The organism is Pseudomonas sp. MNR3A (genome assembly GCF_009650575.1).
Taxonomy (GTDB): Bacteria; Pseudomonadota; Gammaproteobacteria; order Pseudomonadales; family Pseudomonadaceae; genus Aquipseudomonas; species Aquipseudomonas machongensis.
Genome location: NZ_VZZS01000009.1, coordinates 13402 through 32096, shown reverse-complemented (window position 1 = coordinate 32096; position 18695 = coordinate 13402). Strand labels below are relative to the sequence as shown.

The 18695-nt window shown below is 63.1% G+C and carries 22 protein-coding genes and 1 pseudogene; 21 read left to right on the top strand and 2 right to left on the bottom strand.

Features of this window, described 5'->3' with window-relative positions:
- Positions 1–73: 73 nt before the first annotated feature.
- The 19 genes and pseudogenes from F6X62_RS07300 (at position 74) to recX (ending at position 15354) form a co-directional block, all read left to right on the top strand.
- Entirely contained in the window at positions 74–400 is a 327-nt protein-coding gene (locus tag F6X62_RS07300) for a GPW/gp25 family protein (RefSeq protein WP_153773114.1), read from the top strand.
- Positions 397–1278 carry a baseplate J/gp47 family protein gene (locus tag F6X62_RS07295; protein ID WP_153773113.1) on the top strand — a complete coding sequence of 294 codons (882 nt, stop codon included), beginning with the start codon at positions 397–399 and terminating at the stop codon, positions 1276–1278. Before F6X62_RS07300 ends, F6X62_RS07295 begins: the two co-directional genes overlap by 4 nt.
- 1 nt (position 1279) lies before the next feature.
- Positions 1280–1891 (top strand): phage tail protein I, encoded by a 612-nt coding sequence (locus tag F6X62_RS07290; RefSeq protein WP_153773112.1) that lies wholly within the window; start codon positions 1280–1282, stop codon positions 1889–1891.
- Positions 1884–4604, top strand: a complete 2721-nt coding sequence (locus tag F6X62_RS25270; protein WP_256673983.1) for a phage tail protein — start codon at positions 1884–1886, stop codon at positions 4602–4604. Before F6X62_RS07290 ends, F6X62_RS25270 begins: the two co-directional genes overlap by 8 nt.
- Positions 4605–4615: 11 nt before the next feature.
- The gene (locus F6X62_RS07275; protein ID WP_153773111.1) at positions 4616–5053 is read left to right on the top strand and encodes a phage tail assembly chaperone; all 438 of its coding nucleotides are present in this window, start codon (positions 4616–4618) and stop codon (positions 5051–5053) included.
- Positions 5054–5179: 126 nt separating this feature from the next.
- Positions 5180–6346, top strand: coding sequence for a phage tail sheath family protein (locus tag F6X62_RS07270; RefSeq protein WP_063545901.1), 1167 nt, complete (start codon positions 5180–5182; stop codon positions 6344–6346).
- A gap of 13 nt (positions 6347–6359) precedes the next feature.
- A complete protein-coding gene (locus F6X62_RS07265) occupies positions 6360–6869 on the top strand; it encodes a phage major tail tube protein (protein ID WP_151925092.1) in 510 nt (169 codons plus the stop codon).
- Between the two features lie 11 nt (positions 6870–6880).
- On the top strand, positions 6881–7183 hold the full coding sequence (locus tag F6X62_RS07260) for a phage tail assembly protein (protein ID WP_054891038.1): 303 nt from the start codon (positions 6881–6883) through the stop codon (positions 7181–7183).
- 124 nt (positions 7184–7307) lie between these two features.
- Positions 7308–9338 (top strand): hypothetical protein, encoded by a 2031-nt coding sequence (locus tag F6X62_RS07255; RefSeq protein WP_153773110.1) that lies wholly within the window; start codon positions 7308–7310, stop codon positions 9336–9338.
- Positions 9339–9353: 15 nt separating this feature from the next.
- Positions 9354–10199 carry a phage tail protein gene (locus tag F6X62_RS07250; RefSeq protein WP_153773109.1) on the top strand — a complete coding sequence of 282 codons (846 nt, stop codon included), beginning with the start codon at positions 9354–9356 and terminating at the stop codon, positions 10197–10199.
- Positions 10174–10380 carry a tail protein X gene (locus tag F6X62_RS07245; RefSeq protein ID WP_063545897.1) on the top strand — a complete coding sequence of 69 codons (207 nt, stop codon included), beginning with the start codon at positions 10174–10176 and terminating at the stop codon, positions 10378–10380. The genes F6X62_RS07250 and F6X62_RS07245 overlap by 26 nt, the downstream gene beginning before the upstream one ends.
- Before the next feature lie 40 nt (positions 10381–10420).
- Positions 10421–11455 carry a phage late control D family protein gene (locus F6X62_RS07240; RefSeq protein WP_153773108.1) on the top strand — a complete coding sequence of 345 codons (1035 nt, stop codon included), beginning with the start codon at positions 10421–10423 and terminating at the stop codon, positions 11453–11455.
- A 30-nt stretch (positions 11456–11485) separates the two neighbouring features.
- Positions 11486–11629, top strand: a pseudogene (locus F6X62_RS25370) (Com family DNA-binding transcriptional regulator); the annotation flags it as partial.
- 52 nt (positions 11630–11681) lie between these two features.
- Positions 11682–12038, top strand: a complete 357-nt coding sequence (locus F6X62_RS07230) for a hypothetical protein (protein ID WP_063545894.1) — start codon at positions 11682–11684, stop codon at positions 12036–12038.
- A gap of 69 nt (positions 12039–12107) precedes the next feature.
- Complete coding sequence (locus tag F6X62_RS07225; protein WP_153773106.1) at positions 12108–12656, top strand: glycoside hydrolase family 19 protein; 549 nt, start codon at positions 12108–12110, stop codon at positions 12654–12656.
- Complete coding sequence (locus F6X62_RS07220) at positions 12650–13150, top strand: lysis system i-spanin subunit Rz (RefSeq protein ID WP_371926250.1); 501 nt, start codon at positions 12650–12652, stop codon at positions 13148–13150. The genes F6X62_RS07225 and F6X62_RS07220 overlap by 7 nt, the downstream gene beginning before the upstream one ends.
- A gap of 59 nt (positions 13151–13209) precedes the next feature.
- On the top strand, positions 13210–13692 hold the full coding sequence (locus F6X62_RS07215) for a CinA family protein (protein ID WP_153773105.1): 483 nt from the start codon (positions 13210–13212) through the stop codon (positions 13690–13692).
- Positions 13693–13796: 104 nt separating this feature from the next.
- Complete coding sequence (gene recA, locus F6X62_RS07210) at positions 13797–14864, top strand: recombinase RecA (RefSeq protein WP_054891029.1); 1068 nt, start codon at positions 13797–13799, stop codon at positions 14862–14864.
- A gap of 19 nt (positions 14865–14883) precedes the next feature.
- Positions 14884–15354, top strand: a complete 471-nt coding sequence (gene recX / locus F6X62_RS07205; RefSeq protein WP_153773104.1) for a recombination regulator RecX — start codon at positions 14884–14886, stop codon at positions 15352–15354.
- Positions 15355–15413: 59 nt separating this feature from the next.
- Here the strand turns inward: recX and F6X62_RS07200 are convergent, their stop codons facing one another.
- The gene (locus tag F6X62_RS07200) at positions 15414–16532 is read right to left on the bottom strand and encodes an LOG family protein (RefSeq protein WP_153773103.1); all 1119 of its coding nucleotides are present in this window, start codon (positions 16530–16532) and stop codon (positions 15414–15416) included.
- A 357-nt stretch (positions 16533–16889) separates the two neighbouring features.
- Between F6X62_RS07200 and F6X62_RS07195 the strand changes: the two genes are divergently transcribed.
- Positions 16890–17093 (top strand): hypothetical protein, encoded by a 204-nt coding sequence (locus F6X62_RS07195; protein WP_112899004.1) that lies wholly within the window; start codon positions 16890–16892, stop codon positions 17091–17093.
- Between the two features lies 1 nt (position 17094).
- Here F6X62_RS07195 and F6X62_RS07190 read toward each other — a convergent pair whose 3' ends face one another.
- Positions 17095–17517: a quorum-sensing-regulated virulence factor family protein gene (locus F6X62_RS07190; RefSeq protein WP_054891025.1), complete on the bottom strand. Its 423-nt coding sequence runs from the start codon at positions 17515–17517 to the stop codon at positions 17095–17097.
- 222 nt (positions 17518–17739) lie between these two features.
- On the opposite strand from F6X62_RS07190, the gene F6X62_RS07185 reads away from it, so the two are divergent.
- Positions 17740–18450 carry a tRNA-uridine aminocarboxypropyltransferase gene (locus tag F6X62_RS07185; RefSeq protein WP_065862255.1) on the top strand — a complete coding sequence of 237 codons (711 nt, stop codon included), beginning with the start codon at positions 17740–17742 and terminating at the stop codon, positions 18448–18450.
- Positions 18451–18695 lie beyond the last annotated feature (245 nt).

Here is an 18695-nt window from a genome sequence, read left to right as displayed (position 1 = left end):
CGCGGGCTTTTTCATGCCAGGAGAACGCAATGGATACCCATCAACGCGCCCGGGCTTTTCCGGGAGGCGCGCCATGATCGGCCTGGACCGTCGCACCGGCTTGCCACTGGCCGGGATCGCTCACCTGCGCCAGTCCATCGAGGACATTCTCACCACCCCTCTGGGCAGTCGCCGAATGCGCCCGGACTACGGCAGCCGGTTGCGCCGCTATGTCGACCTGCCGGTCAACGAAGGCTGGAAGAGCGCGGTACAGGCTGAGGTCGCCCGCGCCCTTGGGCGCTGGGAGCCGCGCCTGCAACTGGAGCGAGTCAAGGTCGTGGCCGTGCTCGACGGCCAGGTCAGCCTGGCCCTGAGCGGTCGTTACCTGGGCGATGACGCCCTGGTGGAGGTGAGCGTATGAGCCAGGTAGACCTGTCGAAACTGCCCGCCCCGCAACTGCTCGAGGACCTTGATTTCGAGGCGCTGTACGAGGCTGACCTTGAAACCTTTCGTGCACATATGGGCGATGGCTGGACGGCACATCTGGAAAGCGATCCGGTCACCAAGCTGCTCGAGGTCGGCGCCTACCGAAAACTGCTCAACCGGGCACGCATCAATGATGCTGCGAAGGCCTTGCTGCTCGCCTATGCCCAGGGCCGCGACCTTGACCAACTGGCGGCCAACGTTTCGTTGCAGCGCCTGGTGATCCAGGCCGCCGACCCCACCACCGTTCCACCCACCGAGGCGATTCTTGAATCCGACGACGCCCTGCGCGAACGTGTGCAACTGGTCTATGAAGGCCTGACCACCGCCGGCCCGCGCAACAGTTACATCCTCCACGCCCGCAACGCCTCGGGACGGGTCGCCGACGCGACCGCCGAAAGCCCGTCGCCGGCGGTGGTCGATGTCACGGTACTGAGCATCGATGACGACGGTGTCGCGCCCCAGGCGCTGCTCGACGAAGTCAACGCCTACCTCAACGACGAGGACATCCGCCCGGTTGCCGACCGGGTCAATGTGCGCAGCGCCCAGGTGCTGCCATACCGGATCGACGCCGTGCTGCACATGGCCGACAACGGCCCCGAGTACGAGGCCATCCTCAGCGAGTGTCGGCGTCGTCTGCAGGCCTGGATCAACCCGCGGCGTCGCCTGGGGGTCGAGGTCGCCCGCTCTGGCATCGACGCCCAGTTGCACATCGACGGCGTCAGCCGGGTCGAGTTGATCGACTGGACCGACATCCGCCCGAGCAAGGCCCAGGCTGCCTGGTGCACAGGCTTCGACCTCAAGCGCGGAGGCTGACATGCGAAGCCTTCTGCCGCTCAACCGCACCCCGCTGGAGCGGGCCATCGAAACGGCTGGCGACGAAGACCTCAAGGTCACCCTGCGCCAGCTCTACAACCCCGACACCTGCCCCGCGCACCTGCTCTACCAGCTGGCCTGGGCCTGGTCGGTGGATCGCTGGGACGACAGCTGGAGCGACACCGTCAAGCGTTCGGTGATCCGCTCGGCATTCTTCGTCCATGCCCACAAGGGCACCCTCGGCGCCCTCAGGCGGGTGGTCGAGCCGTTCGGTTACCTCATCGAGGTGCAGGAGTGGTGGCAGGCCCAGCCTGCCGGGGTGCCGGGGACCTTTGCGCTGAAGGTGGGCGTAGAGGACAGCGGCATCGACGAACAGACCTACCAGGAGCTGACTCGGCTGATCGAGGACGCAAAGCCGATCAGTCGACACCTGATCGGACTGGATATCAGTCTGGAGACCTTCATCCCCGCCTATCAGGCCGTCGCCTTGAACGAGGGCGAACTGCTGGAGGTTTATCCCTGGGAGGCTGCGGATATCGAAGTGCGTCTGGGCGCTTTCAACCTGGTGAACGACCACACCCTGGACTTATTGGACATCTACCTAAATGGCTAACTCGACCACTCAATTCGGTGGGTTCCTGACCAACATCGGTATCGCCCAGCAGGCCAACACGGCTGCGCTGGGTCTGCCCTGGAACATCACCCACATGCTCATCGGCGATGCCGGCGGTGAGCCCTCGCAAACCCCCGATCCGACACCCAAGCCGACCCAGACCGCTCTGGTACGCCAAGTCTATCGGGCGCAACTCAATGCGCTCTATCCATCACCTGCCGATCCGGGTGTGCTGGTGGCAGAGCTGGTGTTGCCACCCGAGATTGGCGGCTGGTGGATTCGCGAGCTGGCGCTGGAGGATGCCAGTGGCAACCTGATCGCCATCGCCAAACCTGCACCGAGCTACAAGCCCCTGCTGGCGCAGGGGTCGGGACGAACCCAGACCATTCGCATGCACGTGGTGTTCGGTAACGTCGCCAACGTTAATCTGAAGATTGATCCGAGCATCGTACTGGCCACCCGGGACTATGTGGACAAGGCGCGCGAAGCCGCCGAGCTGTATGCACGCAATCAACTCAAGGCCCATGTGGAAGCCGCTGACCCGCATCCCCAGTACCTGCGTCGGGCCGACGCTGCGAAGGATTCAGGCCCGTTGGCCTGGCTGGGCGACGCCAAGGGCACCGCTGATGCCCTGGTGCTCGAACTGAAGAGCCGCGAGACCGTGCTGACAGCTTATGCCGCAGGTCAGCGCTTCCAGTTCAAGGCCACAGCGACCAACACGGGAGCGGTTACTGTGCGCGTCAACGGACTCGCCGCCGTGCCCGTCAAGAAGGCCGGCACAGGTGGGCTGGTCGACCTGGTAGGGGGCGATATTCGCGCTGGCGCCTTGTACGACCTGAACCATGACGGTACGTACTTCCAGCTCGGCGGTGGCGTCGGCGCGGGCAAGGCGTTCGAGCGATACTCCTTCGAGGCCTCGGTCGGGCAGACGGTATTCGAGGTCGCACACACCGTTGGAAGTACCATCGTCCTGCGCAACGGACGCGAGGTCACTGATTACTTGTCCGACGGGCAGCGCATCACCTTCATGGCGCCCTGCACGCTCGGGGAGTCGGTGGAAATTCTCGCATTCAGCGCGTTCCAGTCTGCCAACACCTACACCAAGGCCGAGATCCAGGCACTGTTGAAGACAGCTTCGGCATTGCCGGTTGGCACCATGCTGCCATTTCCACGCGGTACGGTGCCTGCAGGCTTCCTTGAAGTCGATGGCAGTACCCAGAGCGCCGCGGTCTATCCGGATCTTGCTGCTTATTTGGGCGGTGCGTTCAACAAAGGGAACGAGCAGAGCGGATTCTTCCGGTTGCCGGATTCTCGGGGTGAGTTCTTGCGGGGTTGGGACCATGGGCGGGGGGTAGATGTCGGGCGTGGCCTTGGCAGCTTCCAGGACGAGTCGTTCAAGTCTCACGAGCACAAAGACGTTGGCTTTATTGATAACGTCGGGGCCGGGTCTGGTGCCAGCGGCGTTTCGGGCGCCACCGGCCCTGTAACCACAATATTCGGCAAAGGGTACGGCAGCAGCGCCTCCTCCACGGCGAAAGCCTACAAGGAAACAACCCCAGGTTCGCTGAATGGATCGATTGCCGGTTTGATTTCTGGCAGCACTGGCGGAGCTGAAACACGACCTCGAAATCTGGCTGTCATTTGGTGCATCAAGGCCTGGAATGCGCCGGTCAACCAAGGGCAGATTGACGTAGCGGCGCTTGTTGAAGAGTTGGCCAAGTTGCGATCCGCGATGCCGGTCGGTGCCATCGTGCCATTCCCGATAGCCACGCCACCTGCGGGGTATCTGGAGCTGGACGGAAGTTTACAAAGCAGTGCCGGTTATCCGGATCTTGCCGCCTATCTGGGCGCAGCCTACAACAAGGTTGGTGATCCGGCCGGTTACTTCCGCCTTCCGGACTACCGCGGTGAGTTTCTGCGTGGCTGGGACCATGGCCGTGGTGTGGATGCTGGCAGGGGAATGGGTTCCTATCAGGACGATGCCTTGCAGAACCTTGTTGGATCGCTTGGCCTGCGTGGTGGTACAGGCACCGGGCTTGGCGTGCTGGGAGGTACCTCAGGCGTATTTACCGGCTCCTACGCCGAGTCGTCGCCAGCAAATACCATCACCCGTGATCCAAACTCTGCCGCTGCCAGTGATGTGGCTCGCTTCGATGCCTCCAAAGTGGCAAGGACAGCAGCAGAAACCCGTCCTCGTAACCTTGCGGTGATGTGGTGCATCAAGGCATGGAATGCGCCGATCAATCAAGGGCAGATCGACGTCGCCGCGTTGGCTGCGCTAGCGAGAGAAGGAAGTGAAACCACCTCCGGCACCTTGCGTGTCGCATCGCAGGCCGAGGCCAATGCTGGCGTTGTAGACAACGCCGCAGTGTCCCCCCGGAAAATGCGCTGGGGCTTTTCCATGCAGTTCGGCGCCAACGGCTACTTGATGCTGCCCACATGGCTCGGAGGTTTGATCCTCCAGTACGGTTCAAGCGTTAACACCACCGAAAACGCGGATGTCAGCTTTCCGTTGGCTTTTCCAAATCGCTGTTTTTGGGTAGGCGCCTATGACAATACCCAGCCTGGTGGTAGCACGCGTACCTTCTGGCAGTTCCGAGGGCTCAGTAACACGGGAATGAACGTGCTGAACATTGGCTCCTACACCAAGGGTTCGGTGGGCTGGGGCAACCCCACACTTTCCGCCTGCCCCTATTTTGCTATTGGTTACTGAGGCAATACTGCATGAAGCGCTACTACAGCAAAACCACAGGCACTACCTATTTGGAAGGTATCCACGCTGACATCCCAATGGATGCCGTAACGATTTCCGAAGACATGTTTCGGGCGATAATTTGCAATCCTCCGCCAGACAAGCTCCGTGCCCATGACCAGCACGGCCTACCCGTTCTCGTCGACCCTCCCGCGCCCACGCTTGAGCAGTCTTCGAATGCCGAGCGTCTATGGCGAAACCTGCAACTGCAAACGAGTCAATGGCTTGTGGCCAGGCATGTCGAGCAGCAGGAGTTGAACCTCGCCCCAACACTGACGCCTTCTCAGTTCGCTGAGCTTCTGCGCTACCGGCAGGCGTTGAGAGAGTGGCCTGAGTCTGAAGGCTTCCCCGATGACTCCCTGCGTCCGCTGACACCTTCGTTCGTCGAGTCCGAATCCGCAGCAAGCTGATTCGCAAAAATCATCGGGATTCGTAGCTTCCCCTTGCACGGGGAATGTCCACCTCGAACCAGATACCCCAAGGCCCCGCACCCGCGGGGCCTTTTCATTTAATCCGCAAACCTGGAGTAACCCTACATGAGTGGATTCTTCCACGGCGTCACCGTAACCAACGTAGACACCGGCGCCCGCAACATCGCACTGCCGTCGTCGTCGATCATCGGCCTGGTCGACACCTTCACCGAAGGTGCTGGCGTCACGGCCAAGGCCAACGACCTGGTCCTCATCACCAGCGAGCGTGAAGCCGTGGCTGCCTTCGGCGCCGATGCGGCGATCACCAAGGCCTGCCGCGCCATCTACAGTCGCGCCAAGGCGGTCATCGTCGCTTGCGGCGTGGCCAAGCTCGAAGAGGCGGCCGAGCAGACCGCAGCGATCATCGGCAACGTGCTCGCCGACGGCAAGCGCACTGGCCTGCAGGCGCTGCTCGACGGCAAGAGCCGTTTCAACGCCCAGCCGCGCCTGCTGGTCGCGCCCAAGCACAGCGCCACCCAGGCGGTAGGCACCGCGCTGGTGGCACTGGCCGACAAGCTGCGCGGCATCGCCATCATCGACGGCCCTGGCACCACCGATGAAGCCGCGCTCGCCTACGCCAAGAACTTCGGTGCCAAGCGCGCCTTCCTGGTCGATCCGGGCGTGCGCTACTTCGACACCGTCGCCGAGGCCACCGTCGATGCGCCAGGTTCGGCCTGGGTCGCCGGCCTGTTCGCCTTCACCGACCGCGAGTACGGTTTCTGGGCCTCGCCATCGAACAAGGAGTTCGTCGGCATCACCGGCACCAGCCGCCCTGTGGAGTTCCTCGATGGCGACGACAGCTGCCGCGCCAACCTGCTGAACAACGCCAACATCGCCACCATCATCCGCGATGACGGCTTCCGACTGTGGGGCAACCGCACCCTGTCCAGCGATCCGAAGTGGGCCTTCGTCACCCGCGTGCGGACCATGGACATCGTCATGGACGCGATCCTCTACGGCCACAAGTGGGCCGTCGACCGCTCCATCACCGCCACCTACGTCAAGGACGTCACCGAGGGCTTGCAGGCCTTCATGCGCGACCTGAAGAACCAGGGCGCGATCATCAACTTCGAGGTCTTCGCCGATCCGGAGCTGAACACCGCCAGCCAACTGGAGCAGGGCAAGGTGTACTGGAACATCCGCTTCACCGACGTACCGCCTGCCGAAAACCCCAATTTCCGCGTCGAAGTCACCAACCAGTGGCTGACCGAAGTCCTCGATTCCGCCGCTTAAGGAGCGCATCTACATGGCAATGATTCCCGAAACCCTGGCCAACCTGAACCTGTTCGTCGACGGTGTGAGCTTCCAGGGCGATGTACCCAGCCTGACCCTGCCCAAACTGACCCTGAAAATGGAAGAACACCGTCCCGGTGGCATGGACATGCCGGTCGAGATGGACCTGGGCATGGAGAAACAGGAAGCGGCCTTCACCACCACCGGCGTGCGCCGCGAGTCGCTGAAGTTCTTCGGCCTGGCCGATGGCACGGCCTTCAACGGCACGTTCCGCGGCGCCTTCAAAGGCCTCAAGGGCCAGATCAATCCGGTCGTCGTCACCCTGCGCGGCTCGCTCAAGGAAATCGACATGGGCGACTGGAAATCCGGTGACAAGGCCGAGATCAAGCACAGCGTCGCGCTCAGCTACTACAAGCTGGAGGTTGATGGTCGCCTGGTCTACGAGATCGATGCCCTGGGCATGAAGCGGGTGATCGACGGTGTCGACCAACTGGCGGCGCAGCGTACTGCGCTGGGCCTGTAAGGGAGGTGTTCATGGCTCAGGAAAACCGCCAGCCCCAGTGGCTGAACCTTGCAGCCGACCGCGTCACGGTGCGTTTGTCGCGTCCGAGCGAGGCCAATGGCGTTCAGGTCGACAGCCTGACGTTGCGGGCCCCGACGGTGCGTGACATGCGCAACGCCCAGGCCGGCGGCGCCAGCGACGACGAGCAGCGCGAGCTGAACTTGTTCGCCTCGCTGGCCGAAGTCGGCATCAAGGACCTCGAAGGCCTCACCCTGAAGGACTACGGCCGCTTGCAGGCCGGGTATTTTCGCCTGGTGCAGGACGACGAGGTTTGACCCGACCCGGCAGAAGGCCGCCGCAAGGCGGCTGGCCAAGGAGCTGAACTTTTCCGCGAGCGAAATCATGACCATGTCGTTCAGCGACATGGTCTGGTGGCTTTCGGATTGAGAGGATTAACGGATGGCGAACAAATCAGGGATTGCCCTGGGGGAAGCCGTCGCATCTGGCTCGGCTTTCCCTGGCGCGCTCGATGACTATCGCGCCAGGTTTACCGATCATTGGGCGCCTTACGGCAAGGCGCTGCAATCGTTTTCATCACCGCTGGATATCTGGCGACCAGGCCCGTATCCATCGGTCGTGCCACAGCTGTCGAACTGGCAAGGACTCACTCCGGCACTGGAGCACCAGCCGTTACCCTTGGCTGAACAGGGATGGCGCGCATCCAACTCACCCCCGTTCGAGTTGCCCGCTCAGATCGTACATGCGTACCCCCAGCCTCGGCCGCGCGCAGATTCAACTCCCCGGATCAACGCCGATGCACCTGAAGCCCGCCAAGGGGTGGTGTCGGGGGAGGGCGAAGCAGTTTCGTCAGCCTCTGCTGATCCCACGCCGAGCCGAGCCACTGCCCGTACTCGAGCAGGGGCTGCGGCCAAGGAGGCTGCCTCTGCAACCAAGTTGGATTTGGGGTTGAAGCTCTTCCACACCGCTTCCACCGCCACCACGGCGAAGGAGCAGGCAGTGGGCTATCTCAGTGCGGTTGGGTCGGCAGTCGGCACCTTAGGCGGCAAGGCCTTGGGAGCGGCGGTGCCGCGCTGGGGCACGATGGTCTCGGAGGTGGGCGGCGTTGCCTTCGGTATGGCCGGCGACAAGCTGGGCGCCTGGGCTGGCGAGCGGGTCACGAACCCTGCATCGGAGACAGCCAAGGACAAACCGCCATCAACGCCGGTATCGACTCAGTCGAAACCTGACGCGGATCCTTATTCGACGCTGTCTGGCTCAGTCAAGGACGCGCTTACGACTGCTGCGGTGGTGGGCGGGGGTTATGCCAGCTGGGAGGTACTCAAGCGGCGTTACACCAACCCAGGTGCTGTTGCTGGGACCGCCAAGGGCGTCGCAGAGAACCTCAAGGCATTGAAAATACCCCTTGCTTCAATGTTCATCGAGGCGGGTGCAAAGGCGGCCTATACCTATGGCACGGCGCAAACCCGTGAAGAAAAGTGGAGCGGTTATGGCGGCGCGGCAGGGGGTCTGATCCTTGGTGGCGCCCTGGGTGCCGCCGGATCGTTGCTTGGTCCGATCGGTACCACGATAGGGATGTCGGTTGGCAACTTTGTGGGCGATCAGGTTGGGTCGGCGGTTGGCAAATATTTGGCCACCCAGTACCCGGAGCCTGCCTCCACAGCACAGCCGGTACGGCGCGGGTTGTCGGCCAAGGTAAGCGGTACTGCACAGCAGCAGAACCCGGAGCGTGCCAGGTCGTCGGGACCGCCGTCTCCTCTTCGACTGCCGGGACTTATGGCGCAGTTTGCAACCGCCGCAAGCGGTTCATCGCAACGGCGGCCTTCGATGTTGACTATGCCGAAGCCGGGTTCGACTGCTGACACTGCCGGCATGGACAAGGCTCTCGTCAGGGATCTGTTGAGGCCTCCTGTGGATGAGGGGAGGTCGCCAAGTGCGGCGGCCAAGCAACGGGTTGCAGGCGCCATCGCTGAGCCTCGTGCATGGCCTCCGGCGATTCCTGGTCTTTCGTTGGTCCCCGGTATCGTGCCTTCTCCCAGATTCGAAAGTCATGGCGCCAGCGTTGCGCCCGCTGCCGTAAAGGTCGAGCTCCCTCGATCGCCTCAGAAGCCGTCAAGGCCGGCTGCTGTACTGGGGTTGCCGAAGGTTGCGGTGCAGGCCTCAGCGTCTGGACGTTCAGCTCTAATGGACAAGCCCGCAGTAGAGGTGCAGGTACCAGCCGCGCAGTTGTCGGTGCCGCCGCAAGCCAGCGTCCTGCCAGATGCTCCGCCGCAAGACCCGGCCCAACCGGTCATTACCGGCGGGGCAGGCCAGCCCTTCAACTTCACCACCAACATCCCCATCACGCTGCAAGGCGCCGCTGTTGCACACGACCAACTCGCCACCGACCTGGAACTGGCTGTGCGCCGGGTATTGGAAGAACGGCAAAGAGCTGATGAAGCGCGTCTGGCAGACCCTCTACGACAATTTTGAACCGGAGGGACATTCATGACCTACCTGGAGCAGTTGCAGGCCGCACTGCATGCACTGGTCAAGGCGGGCGAGGAGGGGCGTCGGCGTGCCGGCGCCATGCTCGACCCGATGAACCAGGCCGTGGACCACGTCAAGGAAGCCGCGGCTGAACTCGAAGCATTGCCTTGGATCGGTCCGGCCATCGGCCAGCGCCTGCAACGTACCCTGCGTGCCATCGACTCGGCACAAGGGCGTGTCAACAAAGTGATTGCCCGCTACGACAAGAGCGTCGACGAGGTGCGCAAGGTGCAGGAGCGTGTCGATGCGTTCTCCGAACACCTGAGCAAGGCTGGCGCGGCGATCCGCAAGGTGGTGGGCGATGCCCGCGCGGTGGCAAGCGGGGTGCTCGTCACCTTCGGCTTCGCACCGCTGACAACGCCGACCGCCGAAGCGATCAAGCCATTCCCGCACCTGCTGGTGCTGCAACCGCTGAAGGCCAATGCCACACCGTACTACTTCAACCTCGATACCGCCGCGTTCGACCAGTTGCGTCGCCAGACCCGCTTTCGCTGGGCCGCTCAGGAACGCCTGAGCCGCGACAGCGCGCAGCAGGCCGTCGGCCAGGGCGAGGAGACGATCAGCATCCGTGGTGCGATCTTTCCCTCCTTCAAGGGCGGTCTGGACCAACTGCAGACCCTGCGCAGCATCGGTCGCCAGTTGCTGCCCCTGAGCCTGACCACAGGGTACGGCGAGGTGCTCGGCAACTGGTGCCTGACCAGCATCGACGAAGACCAGAGCAACCTGCTGGCCGGGGGCATTCCACGCAAACAGGGTTTTTCACTGGAGTTCACCCACTATGGCGAAGACCTGCAAAACGTCTGACGGCGATCTGCTCGACACCCTCTGTCAACACTATTACGGCCACCTCAACCGCACGGTCGAAGCCGTGCTGGAGGCCAATCAGGGGCTGGCCGACGAAGACCAGCCCCTGCGCGCCGGCGTGATGATCCTGCTACCGGACCTGCCCACTGCCACGGTCAGCAGCGTGCAGCTCTGGGACTGAGCGCAGGCCCGTATCCACACCGACAACGGAGGCATGAGTCATGCAACCCGTCTTCAGCATCAAGGCCGATGGCAAGGACATCACCGCCCTGATCAACGACCGCCTGCTACTGCTGCGCACCACCGACAAACCCGGCATGGAGTCGGATACGTTCGAGCTGCGCATCGATGCCCGCGACGGTGCCCTGGCCCTGCCGCCTCGCGGCGCGGTGCTGGAGGTGCACCTCGGCTACGCCGGGCAGCCGCTGACGCTGCTGGGGCGCTTCACCGTCGATGAGGTCGAGCTGTCCGGGCCGCCGGACACCCTGGTGATCCGCGGCAAGGCCAGCGACCTGTGCGGCAGTGGCAGAACCATCCGCAGCAGCAGTTGGGAGAATGTTCCGCTGCAACGCATCATCGCCGAGATCGGTGCGCGCAACGGTTGGCAGGCGATCTGCCCGGTCGCCCTGAACGTGCCGCGTATCGACCAGTACAGCGAGTCGGACTTCAACTTCATCACCCGTCTGGCCCGCCAGTACGACTGCACCGCCAAGCTCGCCAACGGCCAGCTGCTGGTGCTGCCGCGCCAAGGCGGGCAGAGCGCCAGCGGCAAGACGCTGGGGCTGGTGACGCTGCGGCGCAGCGACGTCAGCCAGTGGCAATTTCGCCTGGACGACAAGGCCACTCGCAAGGCCGTGCGCACCCGTCACCAGGACAGTGCCAGCGGCGAACTCAAGGTGGTCGAACTGGGCAACGCCGAAAGCTCGGGCAGCCAGCGTCCTGTTCATACCGACCGCCACCTGTACCCCAATCGCGCCGCCGCCGAACAGGCTGCCCGCGCACGCCTGGCCAGCTTCAATCGCGAGACTGCCAGCGTGCGCCTGGACATGCCTGGGCGCACCGACCTGTTCGTCGAGCGCAGCATAGAGGTCAGTGGTTTTGTCGACGGGCTCGACGGCCAGTACCTGATCGACTCGGTCGAGCAGGTGTTCACCGGCTCTGGCTGGCGCACCACCGTGCAGTGCAACGGTGGCAAGGCGGGCAAGGCCGGGAACAAGGGCAGCGCACCGGGCAAGGTCGCTTCACTCAAGGCGTGACGGTCTACCCACTCAGCAGAGGACGTGCCCATGTTCGTCGAGTTTCGCTGCGGCCAGTGCAGGAAGCTGCTGGCCCGCATCACCCCCGCTTCCGAGCTCCAGATCAAGTGCGGCCGGTGCCGCACGCTGAATCATGTGAAAGCCACGCGCTTCGAGCCATCGCCTGCGAGCGATCACCTGGCGGAATCGTCCGCCGATCAAACTGATAGCAATGGAGAATGTAATCATGTCGCTTACCGCACAGGAAATTCAGGACTGCAAGGCACTGGTCACCAGCATCTGGGGTGCCAGCGTGGCCGCTAACCTCGACTACAACGAGGAGGTGGTGGAAGTGGTGCGCATCACGGTCGAGCAGATCAGCATCTGCTCGCAACGATTGGCCGATTTCTTCTCGGCATTGGTCATCGTCGTGGGTGGCGTCGCGGCCGCGGTGTATTCGCGGATGTGGCTGGTCAAGGGCGCCAAGCGGATCGCCGATGAGATCCAGAATCTCAAGGACGCCAACCTGCAGGCCCGTGCCTGCATCGCCCAGGCCGCAGCGACCTATCGCTCGCCGTTGGAGATGGCGTCGCTGGGCATCTGATAGCAACGCGTCGATGTTCCCGAGCCCAGGCATTGCCTGGGCTTTTTTCTTGCGCCAAGGAGGTGCTGCATGCTCACCGAGCGGCAACTCATTCAGATCTACCCTCTGGCTGGCCAGCGTGTCGGCACGTTTCTCACACCTCTCAACGAGGCCATGGCCCGTTGGGAAATCGACCATCCCAAGCGCATCGCCGCCTTTCTCGCCCAGGTCGGTCATGAGTCCGACCAGTTACGCTATGTGAAGGAGCTGGGCAGCGATCGCTATCTTTCACGTTACGACACCGGCCCACTGGCCCTGCGCCTGGGCAACACGCCCGAGGCCGACGGTGATGGCCAGCTGTATTGCGGTCGCGGCCTGATCCAGGTCACCGGGCGCAACAACTACCAGGCCTGCAGCCGTGCGCTGTTTGGTGATGAGCGGTTGCTGGCGCAACCCCAGCTACTCGAGCAGCCACGCTGGGCCTGCGAGTCGGCGGCCTGGTTCTGGCAGTCGCGCGGGCTCAATGCCCTGGCCGATCGTGGTGAGTTCAACCGCATCACCCGACATATCAATGGTGGGCTCAATGGCCTGGATGAGCGCCTCAAGCTCTGGGCCAGGGCTCGGGAGGTATTGTGCTGAGCCGCCTGCAGTTTGCTGCGTACGTTGCCTCGGTACTGTTGTCCGCCGCGTTGGCCTGGCAGGTTCAGGCCTGGCGCTACGAGCGTCTGCTCGCCGAGTCGGACGAGTTGCAGGCGCGCCAGCGGGTGGAGCAGGCCGAGGTGCTCAACGAACAGCTGCGTAGTGAGCGCGAGCAGCGCCAGGCGCTCGAGCGACGGCTGCACGACAGCGAGTCGATTCATTTCCAGGAGCTTACCGATGCGCAACAGAATCAGGCTCGGCTGCGTGATCGCCTTGCTACTGCCGATCTGCGCCTGTCGGTCCTGGTCGAGCGCGACGCCACCTGTTCCACAATGCCTGCCGCCACCGGCGCCAGCGGCGTGGATCATGGCGCCGTACGCGCCCGACTTGACCCGGCGCATGCTCGACGAATTATCGCCATCACCGACGACGGCGACCGGGGGCTGATCGCCCTGCGCGCCTGTCAGGCCTACATCCGCGCGCTGGCGCCGTGAATCCTTGCCTGGGGGGATGAGGGTGGTAGGGTAGTGCGCAGTCACGCAAGGAGCCTGCCATGGACCCGATCACCGTACTTTCTACCCGCCTGGGCGAACACCTGCGCCGCTTCAATGCGCAGGTGAGCACCGCCGAGTCCTGCACTGGTGGTGGCATCGCCGAAGCGATCACCCGTATTCCCGGCAGTTCGGCCTGGTTCGAGGCGGGTTACGTCACCTATTCCAACGCCCAGAAGACCCGCCAGCTTGGCGTCCCCGAGGCACTGTTCACCCAGGTTGGCGCCGTCAGCCAGGAGGTTGTCGAGGCCATGGTCCGTGGTGCCCAGGCCGCCAGCGGCGCGCGGTTTGCCGTAGCGGTCAGCGGTGTCGCCGGGCCGGATGGCGGCTCGCCGGCCAAACCGGTAGGCACCGTGTGGCTGGCGTGGGGCGATGGAGCCGACGTGAGCAGCGAGCGTCGCCACTTCGAGGGCGATCGCGAGGCGGTGCGCCGACAGACGGTGATCGCTGCGTTAGACGGCTTGTTACAGCTTGGTGCCGAGTAAATCGCTCGACGGGGGTTTGCGGAAACGAATCCCTGTGGAATAATACTGGCTACTTATACAGGTATTCCGGCCATCAGGGCCAAGTCGAACACGTGAGGATTTCAATGGACGACAACAAGAAGCGCGCCTTGGCTGCGGCCCTGGGTCAGATCGAACGCCAATTCGGCAAGGGCGCAGTCATGCGCATGGGCGATCACGAACGCCAGGCCATCCCGGCCATCTCCACCGGCTCGCTGGGCCTGGACATCGCCCTCGGCATCGGCGGTCTGCCAAAGGGCCGTATCGTCGAGATCTACGGCCCGGAATCCTCGGGCAAGACCACGCTGACCCTGTCGGTCATCGCCGAGGCCCAGAAGAACGGCGCCACCTGCGCCTTCGTCGACGCCGAGCATGCTCTCGACCCTGAGTACGCTGGCAAGCTCGGCGTCAACGTCGATGACCTGCTGGTCTCGCAGCCAGACACCGGCGAACAGGCCCTGGAAATCACCGATATGCTGGTGCGTTCCAACGCTGTCGACGTGATCATCGTCGACTCCGTGGCGGCCCTGGTACCCAAGGCTGAGATCGAAGGCGAAATGGGTGACATGCACGTCGGCCTGCAGGCCCGCCTGATGTCCCAGGCGCTGCGCAAGATCACCGGTAACATCAAGAACGCCAACTGCCTGGTCATCTTCATCAACCAGATCCGTATGAAGATTGGCGTGATGTTCGGTAGCCCGGAAACCACCACCGGCGGTAACGCCCTGAAGTTCTACGCCTCGGTCCGTTTGGACATCCGTCGTACTGGCGCTGTGAAGGAAGGCGACGAAGTGGTGGGCAGCGAAACCCGCGTCAAGATCGTCAAGAACAAGGTTTCGCCACCTTTCCGTCAGGCCGAGTTCCAGATTCTCTACGGCAAGGGTATCTACCGTAACGGCGAGATCATCGACTTGGGCGTCTCTCAAGGCCTGGTCGAGAAATCCGGCGCCTGGTACAGCTATCAGGGCAACAAGATCGGCCAAGGCAAGGCCAACGCTGCCAAGTACTTGCAAGAGAACCCGGCCATCGGTTCGGAAATCGAGAAGCAGATTCGTGAGAAGCTGCTGACCTCCGGCGCTGTCGCCGCTGCTGGCAAGGCCGCCGCCGCTGAAGCTGATGCCGACGATATGGCTGATGCTGAAGCCGGTTATTGATATCGCTGGTTGATCGCGCATGTCGTCCGTCGTACTCGACACCCCCGTCGCCGTTCGGCGGACAGCCATGGACCTGCTCGCGCGCCGCGAGCACGGTCGTGTCGAGCTGACGCGCAAGTTGCGTCAGCGCGGTGCCACCGATGAGCTGATCGAGCCTGCGCTCGATCGGCTTGCGGAGGAAGGGCTGCTCAGCGAGGCGCGCTACCTGGAAAGCTTCATTTCCTATCGCTCCAACTCCGGCTATGGCCCCGCACGTATTCGTGAGGACCTGAGTCAGCGAGGGCTGAACCGTAGCGATATCGATCAGGCACTGCGCGAGAGCGGTGTGGACTGGTCGGCCCGCCTACGGGACGTCTGGCAGCGCAAGTTCGCCGGGCAACGTCCTCAGGATCCCCGCAGTCGCGCGCAGCAAACGCGCTTTCTCGCCTACCGTGGTTTTTCCATGGACATGATCGGCCGGCTGCTCAGCGGGCGCGACCTCGATGATTGACGGCCAGTACGGCTGACCAGGCAGATATCTACCTGGTCAGCCGTACTGGCCTTTTTCGTTCAACTGACTTTCAGCGCTTCTCGCGCATGCTGGGTCGTGTGCATGGGCTGAGGTTTTGCCCAGTTTTCCGGCAGGTTGATGAAGTCCACCAGTTCACGAAGGCGCCCCTGATCACGGCCGCTGAAGGCGAAGGTCAGGCGGGTCAGGTGGTTGAAGTCGCCGACTTCATGTTCTGCGCTACTGTCGGGCTGTTGATGATACTTGCCGCTCAGGCGCAGGTCGGCAAAACCCTCCTGGATATCGCATAACGCAGCCTCGCTCAAGGGGTGCAGCATGCGGATCACGAACTGGTTCTTCAGCCAGCGGCTCGAGTGGTAGTTGCTATAGAACTGTTTGATCTCTTCAACGGCCTCGTCGGCACTGTGCACCAGGCGTACCAGCTTCAGGTCGCTGGGCAGGATATAGCGGTTCTCTTCCAACTGACGGCTGATGAAGTTCAGGGCATCCTGCCAGAAGCTGCCGCCAGGCGAGTCCAGCAGTACCACCGGTACCAGTGGGCTTTTACCGGTCTGGATCAGGGTCAGCACTTCCAGCGCTTCATCAAGGGTGCCGAAGCCACCCGGGCAAAGGACCAGTCCGTCGGCTTCCTTGACGAAGAACAGCTTGCGGATAAAGAAGAAGTGGAAGGGCAGCAGCTTGTCGGTGCCGTCCACCGTGGCATTGGCATGTTGCTCGAAAGGCAGGGTGATATTGAAACCCAGGCTGTTCTCGGCACCGGCGCCTTCGTGGGCTGCGGCCATGATGCCGCCGCCGGCACCGGTGATGACCATCAGCTCGGAGCGTGCCAGTGTGGCGCCCAGTTCCCGGGCCAGGGCATACATCGGGTGTTCTTGGGGTGTGCGCGCCGAGCCGAACACCGTGACTTTGCGTCGGCCCTTGTAGCGTTCGAGAGTACGGAAGGCGTGATCCAGTTCGCGCAGGGCCTGCAAGGTGATCTTGGCGTTCCAGCGGTTGGCGTCGTCGCTGGCCATGCGCAGTACGGTCAACATCATGTCGCGGTAGAGGGGCAGGTTGGGGCTGTTCGGTGCCACCAGTTGCAGTTGTTCGTCAATCCTGCCCAGGTCGATTCCCTGGTCGCTGAAGTGCTTGGACAGCAGTTCATTCGGTAGGTAAGGCATTCAACGTCTCCTTCTGCAGCAAAACCTCTGACCGGTCGATGGTGAGTACCGGCCACGACACTGCGTGTGTCGCTGGCTGCTGTGGCTCGAGTGTGCATCCCGAGCATTGCAGTAGGCCTTCAAGGCCGTGATGCAGTGGCATGTGTCCATCTTGTCTGTTTTCGTTGCGGATCCGGCAACGTCGTGGCGTCGGCAATCTCCTGTGCTTGCCGAAAATGCCTGTCGTTTGCTTTCAATCTAGACGCTGGCGCGCGATCGTGCCGGTTCGCTGAATGTCAACCGTTCGTCTGATCGGATCCAATCCTTGCCGAGCTTTGTTTAACTGAGGGGCAGAGGGCGATGCAGGGAGGAAGAAGCATGCATCGGTTGGTCATCGAGGTGGACCTGCAGTTGTATGAACTGCTCAGGCGTGCGGCCCAGGACCATCACTTGAGCCTGGAGGGCGAGTGCCTGCGCAGGTTGCAAGGCGCCGACAGGCAATCACGTTACCTTCAGGCCCTGCTGGCGGATCTGCGCGCCGATGAGGAGCAGCGGCGCGCCAGCGACGATCAGGTCGCCTGAATCACTTCTTCTTGTTGCCAGCGGTGCAGCTGGCAGCGTCGAACGCCTGGTCCATGACCGGCTGGTTGGTCTTGTAGACGGTGAAGCGGTAGACCATCACCGCGCCCTTGGTCATCAGTTGGCGGTAGCCGGTGTTGCGGCAGACGCTGTCGCCCAGCTGGCTGCGCACCAGCGCCGGGTTTTCCAGCATGCGCTGGGCATGTTCTTCACGCACGCTCAGGTGGTTGACCAGCGCCTTGCCCTTCTCGACGGTGTAGCCCTGATCGAGGATGTCTTCGTTGACGGCGCGTGGCGTGCCGACGCTGCTCTCCTTGGCAACCTTCTGCAGCATCTGGTTCAGCTCGTAGTCCTGCTTGGACGCTGCGTTGGCGGCAAGCGGCAGGGCGAGCATCAGGCTCAGGGTCGGGACGATAAGACGCAGCATGAATCTCTCCTGGTTCGGTGACTGGCGCTTTGACCCGCGCCGGCAGGCGGCGTTCCATGAACAGGTCGCGCTCAAGGCGCAGCCGCCGCCAAAGGCTCGATTATAAGGGAGCCTGGCAGTGGCCTGCACGGCAAACCTGCGCCCGCTCTGGTAGACTTGCACCTTTGTTTCCCGCCGAGTCGTCGCAGTGTCCATCCTATTCCCGTCGCCAGGCTTGCAGCCATGAGCCATGCGGTAGCGCGTCTGCGCGCCGAGCGTCTGGCGCGCAGCAACAAACCCTTCGTCGCCCGCGGTTCGCGAGCCGATCGCTGCCCGGACTGCCGGGTTATCGCCAGCCATTGCCTGTGCGCCTGGAAGCCTCGGGTCGACGCCCAGGCCGGCATGTGTCTGGTGATGCACGACACCGAGCCATTGAAGCCGACCAACACCGGCTGGCTGATCGCCGACCTGATCGAAGACACCTGGGCCTTCGGCTGGCAGCGCACGGATGTCGATGCGCGCTTGCTGGCGCTGCTCGAACAACCCCAGTGGCAGCCCTATATCGTCTTCCCTGGTGAGTTCGTCGCACAGGAGCGGGTGGTCAACGAAGTGGTGTGCGAGCCCGGCAAGCGGCCGCTGTTCATCCTGCTCGACGCCACCTGGACCGAAGCGCGCAAGATGTTTCGCAAGAGCCCGTACCTGGATCGCTTCCCGGTGCTGAGCCTGGAGGCCGAGCAGATGTCGCGCTACCGCCTGCGCCGCTCCAAGCGTGACGATCATTTCTGCACCGCGGAAGTGGCGGCCATGTGTCTGGACCTGGCCGGCGACAACCGTGCCTCCCAGGCGCTGGATGCCTACCTTGACGTGTTCAGCCTGCACTACTTGAGCGGCAAGCGACACCTGGCACTGGACGATCAGGATGAGCCGCATCAACGCTTGCATACCTTCCTATAGTCCAAGGGGCAAGCGAGCCGGATTGGTTCATACTGTCGAGCAGGTCGCCAGGGGGGCGAGGCCGCCGGGCAATTGGCTTGACCACCCGGACGGTGCTCGGCATCCTTGGCGCCGATTCGGCCACGACGCAGCCGCCACCCCTGGTCTGCCTCGTGCCCTTGCCGCTGGCGGCGCCGTCGCCCGCGCCTTGAGTTGCCCGCCAGGCACAGGCCCCATACCCCGCAGCGCCTGGCACAGAACAGGAC